This is a genomic window from Candidatus Zixiibacteriota bacterium, assembly GCA_021159005.1.
In the GTDB taxonomy this organism is placed as follows: domain Bacteria; phylum Zixibacteria; class MSB-5A5; order UBA10806; family 4484-95; genus JAGGSN01.
Genome location: JAGGSN010000201.1, coordinates 1 through 13756, shown reverse-complemented (window position 1 = coordinate 13756; position 13756 = coordinate 1). Strand labels below are relative to the sequence as shown.

The 13756-nt window shown below is 40.8% G+C and carries 13 protein-coding genes; all 13 read right to left on the bottom strand.

Annotated features, from left to right (window positions below; translation table 11 throughout):
• Nucleotides 1–706, bottom strand: a 706-nt coding sequence (locus J7K40_13010) for a hypothetical protein (GenBank protein MCD6163313.1), incomplete at its 3' end; no start/stop codon positions are given.
• A 9-nt stretch (nucleotides 707–715) separates the two neighbouring features.
• Nucleotides 716–1054 carry a roadblock/LC7 domain-containing protein gene (locus J7K40_13005; protein ID MCD6163312.1) on the bottom strand — a complete coding sequence of 113 codons (339 nt, stop codon included), beginning with the start codon at nucleotides 1052–1054 and terminating at the stop codon, nucleotides 716–718.
• 12 nt (nucleotides 1055–1066) lie between these two features.
• Nucleotides 1067–1468, bottom strand: a complete 402-nt coding sequence (locus tag J7K40_13000; GenBank protein MCD6163311.1) for a roadblock/LC7 domain-containing protein — start codon at nucleotides 1466–1468, stop codon at nucleotides 1067–1069.
• 11 nt (nucleotides 1469–1479) lie between these two features.
• Nucleotides 1480–2370 carry a tetratricopeptide repeat protein gene (locus J7K40_12995; GenBank protein MCD6163310.1) on the bottom strand — a complete coding sequence of 297 codons (891 nt, stop codon included), beginning with the start codon at nucleotides 2368–2370 and terminating at the stop codon, nucleotides 1480–1482.
• A gap of 39 nt (nucleotides 2371–2409) precedes the next feature.
• Entirely contained in the window at nucleotides 2410–2781 is a 372-nt protein-coding gene (locus J7K40_12990; protein ID MCD6163309.1) for a hypothetical protein, read from the bottom strand.
• A 3-nt stretch (nucleotides 2782–2784) separates the two neighbouring features.
• A complete protein-coding gene (locus tag J7K40_12985; GenBank protein ID MCD6163308.1) occupies nucleotides 2785–3954 on the bottom strand; it encodes a DUF4388 domain-containing protein in 1170 nt (389 codons plus the stop codon).
• A gap of 15 nt (nucleotides 3955–3969) precedes the next feature.
• Nucleotides 3970–6339 carry a ComEC family competence protein gene (locus J7K40_12980; protein ID MCD6163307.1) on the bottom strand — a complete coding sequence of 790 codons (2370 nt, stop codon included), beginning with the start codon at nucleotides 6337–6339 and terminating at the stop codon, nucleotides 3970–3972.
• A 447-nt stretch (nucleotides 6340–6786) separates the two neighbouring features.
• Nucleotides 6787–7689 carry a lysophospholipid acyltransferase family protein gene (locus J7K40_12975; GenBank protein MCD6163306.1) on the bottom strand — a complete coding sequence of 301 codons (903 nt, stop codon included), beginning with the start codon at nucleotides 7687–7689 and terminating at the stop codon, nucleotides 6787–6789.
• A complete protein-coding gene (locus J7K40_12970) occupies nucleotides 7667–8587 on the bottom strand; it encodes a hypothetical protein (protein ID MCD6163305.1) in 921 nt (306 codons plus the stop codon). Before J7K40_12970 ends, J7K40_12975 begins: the two co-directional genes overlap by 23 nt.
• Nucleotides 8580–9266, bottom strand: coding sequence for a metal-dependent hydrolase (locus tag J7K40_12965; protein MCD6163304.1), 687 nt, complete (start codon nucleotides 9264–9266; stop codon nucleotides 8580–8582). Before J7K40_12965 ends, J7K40_12970 begins: the two co-directional genes overlap by 8 nt.
• Nucleotides 9267–9478: 212 nt before the next feature.
• The gene (gene mnmA, locus J7K40_12960) at nucleotides 9479–10537 is read right to left on the bottom strand and encodes a tRNA 2-thiouridine(34) synthase MnmA (protein MCD6163303.1); all 1059 of its coding nucleotides are present in this window, start codon (nucleotides 10535–10537) and stop codon (nucleotides 9479–9481) included.
• 92 nt (nucleotides 10538–10629) lie between these two features.
• Nucleotides 10630–11790, bottom strand: a complete 1161-nt coding sequence (nifS, locus tag J7K40_12955) for a cysteine desulfurase NifS (protein MCD6163302.1) — start codon at nucleotides 11788–11790, stop codon at nucleotides 10630–10632.
• A gap of 156 nt (nucleotides 11791–11946) precedes the next feature.
• Nucleotides 11947–13756 (bottom strand): hypothetical protein (locus J7K40_12950; GenBank protein ID MCD6163301.1); only part of this gene is annotated, 1810 nt, incomplete at its 5' end.

Here is a 13756-nt window from a genome sequence, read left to right as displayed (position 1 = left end):
TTTCAGGCTTAACAGTTATCGGCTCAGGTTTTGGTTCGGGTGCAGGTTTTAATTCCGGTTCATTTGACGGGGTACTGGTTGTATCCATAACAATGGTTCTGGATTCATTAAATTTATTCGGACTGCTTTTTTTAGCTTTATCCATCACCATTTTGCTGATTGCTTTCAAAGTGGCAAAGACTCCCTGTCCGATTGTCGCAACCGCCTCATAAGTGGGCACTCCTTTAGGGTTTAAAAGCTCCTGCATTTTTTCGACAGTGGCGATATTGGGTAAATCGCGTTTGTTGTATTGAATAACAAACGCAAGGTCATCTAAGTTGTAGCCATACTCTGTCAGGTTTTCTTCAAGGTTTTTCAGCGATTCGATATTATCATCCATTTTATCTAATTGGGAATCGGCGACAAAAACCAAACCGTCAACGCCTCTTAATACTAATTTCCTGGTAGCATTATAATAGACCTGTCCGGGAACAGTATATAATTGGAATTTTACATCAAAACCTTTAATTTGTCCTACATTTACCGGCAAAAAATCAAAATACAAGGTGCGGTCGGCATCAGTGGCCAGGCTTATAAGTTCGCCGCGCGTATCCTTTGGAACTTTACTGAAAACATACTGTAGATTTGTAGTTTTGCCGGAAAGCCCCGGACCATAGTATACGATTTTTGAAAATATCTCTTTAAATGCGTAATTGATAGATACCATCGTCCTGTCCTATTTCCCTGAGATTTTTGATATTACATTCTTCATCTCCAGCCTGATCAAACCGATGTTTACATTATTCTCGGTGATTACAGTAAGTATGCCGACTCCAGCATCAGCCATGAACAGCTTGCCATTTTCAGCCTCAATAGTAATCTGCGCCGGTGATTCGTTTTGCAAACGTTCCATTGCTTTACTGACATTTGAGACTATCGATGCCGACATTGCTCCTACGGTTTCATCCTCAAGCTGCGAATCCATATCAGCCGCTATAATGATCCCATCGGAACCGACCAGCATAGAGCCTTTGATTCCTGAGGTTCTGTTTAAATCGCTTAAAGCAGTATACATAAAGCCTCCATATCACTTTGATAACAGGGGATAATTATCTACTAAATGTGTTTTTATCATCTCAACAGCTTGTCCGAATCTTACTTTCAATAATTCATCTGTTTCGCTGTTGGCATTAACAACTAATATTAGATTTCCGATGCGTTCCAATGTCAGCCAGCTATCGTCAGATTTAATAACTAATTTTTTAGCCGGGTTTTCATCCAATCGTTTTAGAATATGATTCATTTGGTCGAGCATTAATAACATCAATGCCGAAAAAGATTCGTTATTGGTCTCATTTTCGCCTGCCATGCCAATTACTAATCCATCGCTGTCAAAAATGATAGCTTTATTAACACCTCGATATTCACTGAGATACTCCAGGGCATTATGGAACATATTTACTTTTTTTTCTTTAATAGCTGCAAGCATATTTTAATTCCTTAAGAAAAGTCCGTGTATTTAAAAACTTCATTAACTTTTAGCCTTAATGAGCCAAGATTGACATCATCACGAGTAACAATAACAATCAGCATTTTCATTTTATTAACAATCCACAATTTAGACTCAGCCGCCTCTATCATAATTTCGAGCGGCTCCCCATATTTTATTTTCGATATTCCCTGCGAAATGCTGTTATAGTAGCCGACTGCCAACGCGCCTAATTCATCACCTGTCATCTGGCCGTCGAAATGCCCCTCAATCACCATCCCGTCCTTGGCTACCGCAATCACACCCAGCACGCGCGGCAGTATCTTTATTATGGTTAAAGCATTTGATATAGTATAATTTCGATTATCAACAGCATGAGTTGAAATCGAGATATTCGGTGATTCTGCGTTGCTAAACTGCATTTGCGGTTTAGTATCTGCCTGATAACCACTCACAACCGGTAACTGATGTTCATCCTTTTCAATAGAAACCAGAAGGTTTTTTATTGTTTGGCTTTGCTGGTCTGATTTTTGAAGTCTTTCCAGGATATTTTTTGCTTTATTGGTATGTCCCATTTTAATAAAAATTTCAGACTGCAATATATCGACTGACCTGGTTCGGCCGCCAACTTTTATTGCCTTTTGCAGATACATATCAGCCTCTTCATATCTGCCCTGAGCTAAATAGATTTTAACCAGCACAATATATGCCAACCCATAATCAGGGTGTTTTTTTAAGCCGCTGCTGCAAATCTCCAACGCTCTCTGAACATCCCCTTTCTTACGGTATGCTTCCGCAAGAGCCGCGAATATCTGGCTGTTGGGGTCAGCATCAAGAATTCCCTGACACTTATCAATTCTTTCGTCTAATTCTGCTAAGTTTACATTCATGTTATTACTCATTGAAAGTTATTGTCATAAAGATTTTATTCCATCAACCTATTATTCCAAACCGATTTTATATAATATTAAACCCATTATTAGTAAAAAATAGAATAGGACATCAAGTCCGGCAAACATTAGGGCTTGGAAATAAGCGATATTAAATACAGTCAGCAGTCCCAGCGTTGTTCTGGCTGTCATTACAATTATAGCCAGAAAGATAAACAGCCAGGCTCTGCCTAAATTACCGCCTTTTAATGTTCGGAAAACCGAAAAGCTTACAAACAATCCTACAATCAGCATAATCTGAATAAGAATATGATAGCCGTATTCAAGCCAGTATGGATAAAGCTTATAAAATTCTCCAGCTAAAGCGATATTAGCCGGCAATAATACTGCTGAGATTGTAAAGAATATTGTTTTAAGTTTCATTATCTAATCGCTCCTCAAAGTTCTGGAAAATTCATCTTCAAGCCCCCACTTAACGGCTAATTGCTTTTTGCCTTTAATATTGTTTTGAGTTTGAATTCGAAGTTGAGAAACTGTTCGCCTATACGTTTTGCTGCCAAGATACTTCTGGATTGTTTGAATGTAATCAGATAACAGATCGTTAAAATTAGCGATAAGTCTGTGAATTTTGGCGTCATCAGGCAGCGACTTCACAATATTTAAAAGCATTTCAAAACCGAGTTCGCCCTCTTTGCCGCTCATAAAGTTTGCCAATAATGGGTAATCTGACTTACGTTGTTGGAATGTTTCGGTAAATATCTTCTTGCCCTTATCGCCCATTTTATCAGTAAGGCTTTTAAGAATTATTTCGAAGTTGTGCTTATAAATGGTTGATAGAAGCTTTATCACATCTTCCGAATCATCCATTTTTTCTTTCTTTTTCACGACAACTCTTTTACCAAGTTTTATCAAGCCGACCTGCATAATATTTGACATCGCTTTTGATGTCAGGAATTGGTCTAAGGGAGAATTTTTTATCAGGTCGCCCATTAAAACACCCGAGCCGATATTAGCCATAACCAGAATCTCATTGCGCGTTAGATGTATCTGTTCGGTTTTTAAAACCGGGTTTTTCTCAAGTTCAACCAAAACATCATCAGGCGGCAGGATTTTTTTCAATTCTTCCCACTCATCGATTCGGCGCGTACCTTCCATGATAATATTCATGGGGTTAAGTTCAGTCTGAATAGTTTCAGGCGGCGGAGCTTTACCCTCGACGAAATCAAACTCGCCGTCTTTCCAGCCGAAAAGCCCGTATATTATCTCCTCAATCTGCAAACGCAGGCAATCGAGAATTTCTTCTCTCGTAAACAGACGTTGTTCAACCAAAGCGGCGCCAATTTTCTTGCCATCCTTTTTCTCTTTGAGAACCTTATCTAATTCCCCCTTGGAGATTCGCCCCATTTTTAGAAGCAGGTTGCCAAACAAGTCTTTCTCATCGGAAGAAACCGCATACACAGTGAAGCCGCCCTTGAAATAGATTTCCTTTTTCACATCGCCTTTTGAGACAAATAATACGCCGGTTTTTTTTGTTGAAAATATTAACTGGAATATATCGGGAAGCGATACGGTTTTTAAATTTCCGGTAAAACTCATATTGGTTTTCCGCCTTTATTCACTGCTTTCTATCATGTAGTCCGCAATAATCCTGCTCTTCTCGAATCTAAATCGGAAACTGCCATTAATGCTTGCTGCCCAGGTGCGGTTTTTCATGTATGTCAACATTTCTTTGCTTCTTATCGACGGAATTCCGCCTTTTTCAGGGCTAAAAACCAGCAGCGCGGGAGGATAAGCCTTAAGCATTTCAAATATCGCTCCGTACGGTTGAACCGACCAAGGTATCTCTAAAATAAATGCCGATTCTTTAAGCCTTCTTACATAATATGGCGATAATCCGCCGGCGAGGATGCACAATCCTCCTATTGTTTCCAATTTATAATAATATCCGTCATATAACGGTTCGCTATTATTATCGGATTTATAACAAACAAATTTAACTCTTTTATTTAAAATAGTTTCCAGTGGATAATATTGGTTTATTCCCTTAGTTCTGTTTTTCTCATTATTAAACAGTTCCCTATGTTCGATAATAGCCATTACTTCAATATCGGAACTAAGAGGTCTAACCAAAGTTTTATTATTAGTAAATATCGTATCGATATAATTTACTCCCGCCTTACATAAATAGCGCAATAAACTTAGCTCTATCTGGCGGCAGCGGTCATCCTCATGGCAATCATACCAGAGATAATTATTGCCATCGTTTGAGCTGAATAAAATCGCTCTGTCGGGACCGCAATCGATAAATGTCAAAGATTCCGTTTGGGGTCCTTTGAGATATGATGTCCATACCAATCCGCATAGAGCCGTTAGTAATATAATAGTTGTTTTTATAGAGAATCTTTTGGTAAAGATATATTCGGATACTATGTACAACACGCTATAGAATACAGCAATTTTCCAGATACCGGGCGGTTCGACCGTTATTACAGCGGCAGGTAAGCCGGCAAAGAAATTCAGCAGCGGTGAAATAACTGATATTAATAATTTCAAAGGCAGGGCAAAAATCATTGCGGTTGTTTCGCCTATAATGATAAACGGCAAAAATATCAAACCGCCGATTGTAAGTATGCCGGCCAAGCCGATCATGGGGATATTTGCCAGCACTCCGGCAAGAGGCAGACGGTTGAAATATTGGGCGGTTATCGGCAAAACCATTATTTGAGCCGAGATGGTAGTGGCTATTACCGCATATAACCCCCTAACTCCTTTCAGCCAAAGTGAATTTTTTCTGTCATCCTGTTTATAAAACAGGGGGAAGAAATATATAATACCCGCGCATGCCGCAACCGACAATTGGAAGCCCGCATTAAACAACCACAACGGCTTGAATACTAATATTATCAAACAGGCGAAACCGAGCAGTCCTGCTGAGTCGGCGTTTCTCTGACGGTAGAACCCCAACATCACAATCGAGGCCATGATTGAGGCACGCACTACCGACGGTTCATTTCGAGTCAGGAACGAAAAGAAGATAATCGCCAGCAAAACGGCAATAATTCGCCACCGTCTGTTTACGGGGCGCAGAAGAAACAATACAAAAGCGACTATCACTCCGACATTCGACCCGGATACCGCCATAAGATGAAAGGTGCCGGTATCGCGAAACAGTTTGGCTGCAGCCTCGGGTATGTTTCTTTTTTCACCAAGAATAAATCCTGCCAATAGGGAGGCATATTCTGAGGGCAGATATTTTTCATAGCCCTCAAGCAGTATTCGCCGGGCAGGAGCTACCATATCGTTGATAAAAAATTCATCAAGCGACCAGAATTTGAGCAAGCTCCACCAGGAGGATGGGGGCTTTCGAGTAATCTCAATATCATCTCCTCGGCTTAGAACAACCATGCCGAATATCTCCCTGTAATTCAGGTAGCGGGCGAAGTCGAAACCGCCGGGAATACGCGAGCCGCCGGGCGCAAACAAATAGCCGGAAAACCGGATTCTATCTTTAAAGGAGAATTCCTTCGACGGCTCTTTGATTTTGACTAATACCCTGCCGGATGATTTTATGTCTCTATTACGCCAGGTCAGTGAATCGACCGCTACTGTCAGATAGGTTCTATCCGTTCTGATATCCGGCTCTTCGACAATCATGCCGGTTATAGCAGCATTGCCTCCGCCTTGCGCGATATTCGCTATATGAGCAGGCGGAAAGCCTGATACGGCAATCATATATTGGGCGGAACCAACCATAAAAAGCGATAGATAAACAAGCATGGAAGCAAGTTGGCTTTTTCGATATGAGTGCAATATACAGGCGGCTGCGACTGCTGTTATAGTTGAAAACAGAATAATGACAGGAATCGCCGGAAGATAATTGCCGGCAACAATTCCCATGGCATATACAAGGCAAATTTTTAAGGCCGGCCGGCCAGCTAAAAGTCCTGTTGGTTTTTTATCTGTTAAGAGTTTTTGCGGCATTTGGATTGAGCAGATACTTCCTATTTATGGTGTATAGGAGTTTAACATATTAATCTCTGGCGTCAGAAGTAACTTCTGACGCCACATTAAGCGGCGTTTATTAATTACTATATTAAGCCTTGTTTTCATAATCCCTCAAGCAAATAGTTGCCAAGCAGCGCTTGGCAACTAGTATTAAAGAGGATGTATGCAATACGTCCCTACGCGATGCATTCATATGATACTTAATGTTTTCAAAGTAATTCCAATTAATTATCATTACTCTTGTTGCCAAATTCTTGTTGCCAAGCGCTGCTTGGCAACAAGAGAGCGTATACGACTAAAGCGGACGTCCCTACGCGTTACGCATTAATAAATTTTATACTCATAGAAAAATTGCTGTCATCATTCTTTTATCCATAATAAATGTGTTGTCAGAAGTAGCTTCTTGCAACAAGTTTTACATCCTTATGGGTAATCCTCGGGGCAGGTAGTTTTCCACCGTCGGTGCGCCCAGAAATAGTGTTCGGGATGCTCAGCAACATATTTTGCTATAATATCCGAATATGCCTGTGTCAGCTTTTTAATATCTTCATCCTTATTATCACTTTTCGCAATCGTTAATGGTCCCTCGAAATAAAGCGTGTGCTTGATAAGACTATTTCTAACCGGCATGAAAACGAAAATCGGACAACCTGTTTTTATAGCAAAAGCCGCGGGACCCTTCGGGGTTGAGGCAGGTCTGCCAAGGAAATCAATAATCACGCCATCCGAGCCGGTATCCTGATCGGAAAGCATAACGACGCCTCGCCCCTTTTTTAGAGCGGTAAAAACACCTCTGGCGGCAACTCCGATTTCAATCAGGCCGGCGCCGAAAACCGCCCGGTTATTATTCATCAGACTATTCACCAGAAGGTTGCGCTGTTTGCCTACCAAAAAATCTATAGGCCAACCGACTTGCGCCATATATGCCCCCATAAGCTCAAAATTGCCGAAATGGCCGGAGACTATCACCGCGCCAGCGCCGGAGTCGAAATGCTTGGCGACTATTTCATCATTAATTGTATTAATCAAATCAGGAAGCTTCATCTTTGATATGCGGGGAAACATCCCGAACTCAACCATGCTTCGGGCAAAATTTATATATGACCTCAAGGCTATCCGGCGATACTCTTTATCCGCATATTTAGCGCCGAACGATATTTTCAGATTGGCTAATGAAACATCCCGTCTGATTTTCAATACGGAGAAAGCTAAGAAGCCTATAAAATCACCAAACCGCAAGGCAAGTTTCAGGGGAAGCAGATTTAACATCGACAGCAATATTCTGACTATATAATATTCGATTTTATGTTGGGTGGATTTGGTCATTCCCTTTATACCTTTCCTCCACTTCCCATTTTTGCTTCTTCTTTCTTACCTGATACTTTTTGACAATGTATAAAAGAATAAACAAAACCGCCAGCGCCGGAAAGAAAAAATCTGATTCAAAAACAAAAAGAACCAGCTTATATCTATGCTCAGTATTTTTCTTCCAGAAGTCAATCCATTCGGAGTATCGGTATCCGCTTGCCTTGAAGAAAGCGCCAAAAATGTCGCCTGAATCACGATAGGTACTTAAAAAGTGCGGGATGACATCCATACCGAATTCCTGCACCAGCAAGGAAACGGCTAAGTAGGATTGAGCATAAGCTAAGGATGCTTTAGATCCGTTGAATTGGTTTACCTTTTCTAAGGCGGTAAGCGGAATCAAGCCGCTTCCCCACACGGCGCGGGTTACTGCTATATCATTTTTCAGACGCCATTCGCCTGAGACAAGTTGGCAGAATCCCTCCTCGAACCATCGCGGCAGCCATTTGCCGCCGGAAGCCTTATCGAGCATCAGGTGGCCGAGTTCATGGCCAAGCAGTTCATTAAGGCTTTTACCGACCTTGAAATGAGAAGGTGATTTTATAACTATCCGGTTTTTCTTCTTGATAGCGGCGGCGGCTCCCCAATCAGGAAAATATGACCCTACCGCCCTGTTGAATGCTTCTCTATTGGCGGCAATTACTACCCGGACAGTATCGGGAAATTCAATTTCCAGATTGCCGGCTATTCTATCATGATAATATTCCAAGGCTAAACGCGCCTGCATCGTATCCGACTCGGGAGCATCAATTAGGAAAACAGCGGCGGTTGCAGGCATTGATGACAGCCAAATAATTACAGCAAGCAAAAAAACCCGGACTATGCCGGACATGAAAATTATTTTCAGAACTTTACTCAATATCGTATGATTGATCAGGTTGAAGGATTATACATTCGACGCCGTACTGCTTAATCTTATCGGCAAAAACATTAGGGTCGGCTTTAACCGGCGGAAATGTATTATAATGCATCGGAATTGCCTTTTTCGGATTTAGAAATTCAACGGCTTTGGCGGCATCGTTTGCATCCATTGTAAAATATCCGCCAATCGGCAATAACGCCATATCGATTTTATCCATCTCCCCTATTAATTTCATATCTAAAAACAAGCCTGTGTCGCCGGCATGATAAACCACCTTGCCAGCCATCCTGATAATGAAGCCGACCGGATTGCCGCCATATCCCATATCCGCGCCAAGGGTTGAACCATGATGGGCAATGGTGAGTTTTACGGAGCCAAAGGGGAATTCTGCGCCGCCCCCGATATGAAGCCCGGCGGTATTTTTAACGCCTTTGGATTCGCAATATGATGCCAGCTCGAAATTGGAAATCACGGCAGCGTTATTCTTTTTGGCCAGATTGATTGCATCCCCAAAGTGGTCGCCATGACCATGCGTTACCAGGATGAAATCGACTTTTAAATCATCGGCAGAGATTTTAGCCATCGGGTTGCCCGTGATGAAAGGGTCGATAACGACTTTATACTTGCCGTCATCGAGTAAAAAGCATGAATGTCCTATGAATGTTAATTTAAGCATGATACCTCCAGTTTTTTTATGAATTTATGTTATTTATTGTTGTCTGTCAATATGCTATTTTAACAGAAGGCAGAAAAGGGTTCCTGCCTTCGCGATAAGGGCGTATGCAATACGCCCCTACGCGCTGCGGCATATTTCATGCGTCGTCAGGAATCCTTTCCTGACAACATCAGCGCTCTATAGCAGAAGACAGTTCCTGCCTTCGCGATAAATTAAACCTTGTCAATTACCCCTCCGCCAAGAAGCATATCGCCATCGTAAAAGACTGCCGATTGACCGGGAGTAATCGCGCGCTGGGGTTTATCGAATGTGATATGAGCTTTACGACTGTCAATAATTTTAGCGACACATTCGGCGGGTTCATGGCGGTATCTGATTTTCGCCTGACATCGTATCGTCTGTTGGTCGGATATATCGATAAACCAATTAGTATCGCTAACCTCAAATTCCGATTTGAATATAAGTCTCTCCGTCCCGACAATGAGTCGATTGTTTGCCATATCTATATTGAGAACATACAGCGGTTCCGGGTTGGAAATCCCCAAGCCGCGCCTTTGGCCTATTGTGTAATGTATTAGCCCTTTATGCTTGCCAATGATTTTGTCTTCCGAATCAACGATGTCGCCCTCCTGCGATGCGCCAAGCAAATCGGTATATTTCCCCTCTGCGACAAAGCATATATCCTGGCTTTCGGGATAATCGGCATTGCAAAATTTATAGTCTGCCGCTAACTCCCTGATTCGCTCTTTGGTATAATCACCAAGCGGGAACAGCGTTCTGCTAATATAGTCAGTTTTAATTGCCCATAAAGCATACGATTGGTCTTTGGCTTTATTTTTAGCTCTGCAAATTATAGAATGCCCGTTATTCTCTATTATTCTGGCATAATGTCCGGTGGCTATAAAATCAACTGCAAGCTCATCCGCTAAATGAATCAATGCCGGCCAGCGTACACGGCTGTTGCATCTGACACATGGATTGGGAGTCAATCCATTTTGATATGTTTCGGCGAAATTGTTCAATACATATTGTTCAAACTGCTTGGTACGGTTAATTACATAATGAGGGATGTTAAGAGCGCTGCATACTTTACGAGCGTTATTTAAAGATTCGCTTGAACAGCAATTCTTGGCAGCCGTTTCAATGTCGATTTTATTTCGGTCGAAATTTTTAAAGGTTATACCGACAACATCATAACCCTGATCTTTTAATAACGCGGCAGCTACCGATGAATCAACGCCGCCTGATATAGCTACTAAAACCGAACTCAATGGATTATCCTGTTAGTTGATACCAAAATATATTAGCCTTTTAGCTACTAAGCAGTGCCTTGCAGCTAAAGTGAAAACGCAGATCGCTATCATCAATTATGGTAAAGAGGCGAAATGCTTCTCAACCTTTTGACCTCACGCTGGAGAACATCAAGCACATATTCAACATCAGACTCATCATTGGAACGGCCAAACGAGAATCGAATCGAACCCTGAGCCAATTCGGCCGGGATGCCCATCGCCATGATAACATGCGAGGGTTCGACCGCGCCTGAGGAACATGCCGAGCCGGATGATACAGCTATGCCTTTTAGGTCGAGGCTCAGCACTATCGATTCGCCCTCAATCGCTTTGAAAACCACGTTCACAGTATTGGGAACACGGTTGTCAATATCACCGACAATATCAATATCATCGATGCGGTTTTTCAGTTCACTAATAAACTTGCCGGTAAGACTTCTTAATCTGGCTGTTTCCTTTGCCATATCCTGCCATGATATTTCGATGGCTTTGGCGATGCCTACGATACCGGCGACATTTTCGGTTCCGGCGCGATGATTATTTTCATGGGAACCGCCATGGCTTAACTGCTGGATTTTGGTATTCTTTTTAATATAGAACAAACCTATGCCCTTGGGTCCGTATATCTTATGCCCGGATATGGAAAGCATATCCACACCGAGTTCGCCGATAGTATAGGGAATCTTGCAGGTCGATTGAACAGCATCGGTATGGAAAAGTATGTCTTTTTCATGAGCGATATTTGCCAGTTCGGCGATTGGCTGAATGGCGCCGGTTTCGTTGTTGGCATGCATTATCGAAACCAGGATAGTATCATCCCTGATAGCCTTTTTCAAGTCATCCGGCGAAATAATGCCTTTGTTGTCCGATTTAAGGTAAGTAATTTGAAAGCCATACTGTTCGAGGAAATGGCAGCTTTCAAGTATGGCGGGATGTTCGATAGCGCTGGTGATTATATGCTGTCCTTTTTTCATATATTGCCAGGCTGTGCCCTTGATTGCCATGTTGTCGGATTCGGTGCCTCCGGATGTGAAAACGATTTCCTCCGGCGAGCATTTACATATTTTAGCGATAGTTTCACGCGCATTTTCAACAGCTTCTCTGGCAAACCTGCCAAATCCGTGGATTGAACTGGCATTGCCAAACTCCTCAAGACAAAAAGGTTTCATTGCCTGAAATACTTCGGGGTGAACCGGTGTTGTCGCATTATGATCAAGATAGACTCGTTTCATCTTCTATTACCTCCGGGTCGAATATAAGAATGTATATATATAATGTCAAGCCGGCTTTGGCATATTTAATAAAATATTAGCCTGGATTATGGATTGGGATGTTGCGTTGGCTGCCGAGGAAACGTCGGGTTTTTTCCTCCCCGCCTCAATCTGCGGTTAATCTAATTCAAAATTGCCGGTATAACCGTTTTCCACAAGAATTTCTAAGGCAATTCTATCGGCGATATTGTGGTCATGGGTGGCTGAAAGGGCGCGCTTTATGAGTTTTTCATATATTTCATTTATATATTTTTCGTAATTAATAATAGCATTAGTTACAGCTTTTGTATTTCCGGGCATTTTTATCAAGTAAGTATTAGGTCTTTGTGCGCATATAATATAATTAGCTTCATCAATATTATTGGCAATATATATCTTACCCCCCTCTTCATCAACAATCTCGAATTTGCCGAAGAAGTGATTTGATATTTTCATTTTATCACTTGAAACCGGTATTTCAATTGTTTTAACTTTATATGGTAAGAATGCCTCAGGAAATATCTTAAGGCCATCAGGCAGAACATTCTGTTCGACTCGTTTTTTAATTTCATTGATGCTGGCTTCAACTTTGATTTTAGCTAATTTTTTTCGCATTTTAGGAAGGGATAGTCTTTCATCAACAAGCTCAATTAAACCTTTATATATTCTGGGGAGATATTCCTTTGGGTTCAAGCCGATAGCTTCTAATATAGCCTTGTCTAACGCTTGACGGTCTTTCATTTTTGATTCATCTTTTATGGATAGAATTGGCCTGTTTTTTATTTTTTCAAATGCTGATAATATTTTATTTATTTTTTGCTTAGGCAGCTTTTTGAAATCAATTATAAAAATGTTGTTTGACCAATCAACGCCCTCTGTTTTAGTTGCTCCATCGCCAAGATTTATTCTGCTGATTAATTCTCTATTCAAAGCTGTCATCGATGAATTCAGCAGCGCTGCGATGATATTCTCATCCTTTTTATTAATATTTAATTCAAAAAGGTTATGATCAACATAAACCCGTTTTTCGTTTTGAAATATCAAAAATCTATCGTTGTTTACCATTTGCATTAAAATAGGATATGGTTTTCTTTTCCCCAAAAACCACCAGTATTTTCTGTTTTTTACACTTGGAACATTTGGCCATTTTAACCCGGAATCAGATTCATTTTTTTCGCTCGCCTCTATATATTTTAAAGCTCCATAGCAGCCGGATTTTTTTAATTCAGATTTAGACAAGCCGCACATAAATAGCTTTGATTTTAAGTTTTTAGTATTGATAGAAATAGCATTAGATTCTTTTGGGCTTTTTATAACAGGCTTCAAAAACCTTTTTTCAATATCGCCAAACCAGCCTATACTATTTTTAACTCGAATACAGTTTTTCTTTTTTGGTTTTTCTTTTAAAGGTTCAAGATAAAAGAAATCATTGATACCTGTAGTGTAGCCTCTTCTAATATCTAAAACATTATCATAGTTTTTAAGCAATGATGAATGTTCTTTTGTCAATTGCATTATTTCAAAATAAATCTCAGGCGCGCGTATATAAACGCCCCACTTAGCAAATTTGCCCTTTTCCTCAAGCTCATTTGATAAATAATTTTGTTTAACATACCGTATTCTGAAGTCATCATCTTCTTTAGAACAAATATCATCTTCCGGCGGAATAGAGTTTTCAATTTTACTCACAAGCTTATCAATATGATGCCATCTATTACTTTCATCTAATTCTAAATCAGGATATGGTATTAGTTCATCAAGTTTCTTATTTAGCTTAACAAACCGAACAACATTATTTGCTATTTCTTTTTTTTCATCGCATCTTTCTAAAATTGTAAATACCGTATTAACAGAAGCAAAATGAAACCAGGGTTCAGCCCAAGAAGCGACAACAGCAACTATCTTAAACTTATTAAGAAGGAATTTTTTTAATTCATAACCATACCCG

What these genes read in the sequence shown, in the direction of transcription:
- J7K40_13005 (MCD6163312.1), bottom strand. Translation starts at nt 1,054, where the DNA reads ATGTATACTGCTTTAAGCGATTTAAACAGAACCTCAGGAATCAAAGGC.
- J7K40_13000 (MCD6163311.1), bottom strand. Translation starts at nt 1,468, where the DNA reads ATGCTTGCAGCTATTAAAGAAAAAAAAGTAAATATGTTCCATAATGCC.
- J7K40_12995 (MCD6163310.1), bottom strand. Translation starts at nt 2,370, where the DNA reads ATGAGTAATAACATGAATGTAAACTTAGCAGAATTAGACGAAAGAATT.
- J7K40_12990 (MCD6163309.1), bottom strand. Translation starts at nt 2,781, where the DNA reads ATGAAACTTAAAACAATATTCTTTACAATCTCAGCAGTATTATTGCCG.
- J7K40_12985 (MCD6163308.1), bottom strand. Translation starts at nt 3,954, where the DNA reads ATGAGTTTTACCGGAAATTTAAAAACCGTATCGCTTCCCGATATATTC.
- J7K40_12980 (MCD6163307.1), bottom strand. Translation starts at nt 6,339, where the DNA reads ATGCCGCAAAAACTCTTAACAGATAAAAAACCAACAGGACTTTTAGCT.
- J7K40_12975 (MCD6163306.1), bottom strand. Translation starts at nt 7,689, where the DNA reads ATGACCAAATCCACCCAACATAAAATCGAATATTATATAGTCAGAATA.
- J7K40_12965 (MCD6163304.1), bottom strand. Translation starts at nt 9,266, where the DNA reads ATGCTTAAATTAACATTCATAGGACATTCATGCTTTTTACTCGATGAC.
- nifS (MCD6163302.1), bottom strand. Translation starts at nt 11,790, where the DNA reads ATGAAACGAGTCTATCTTGATCATAATGCGACAACACCGGTTCACCCC.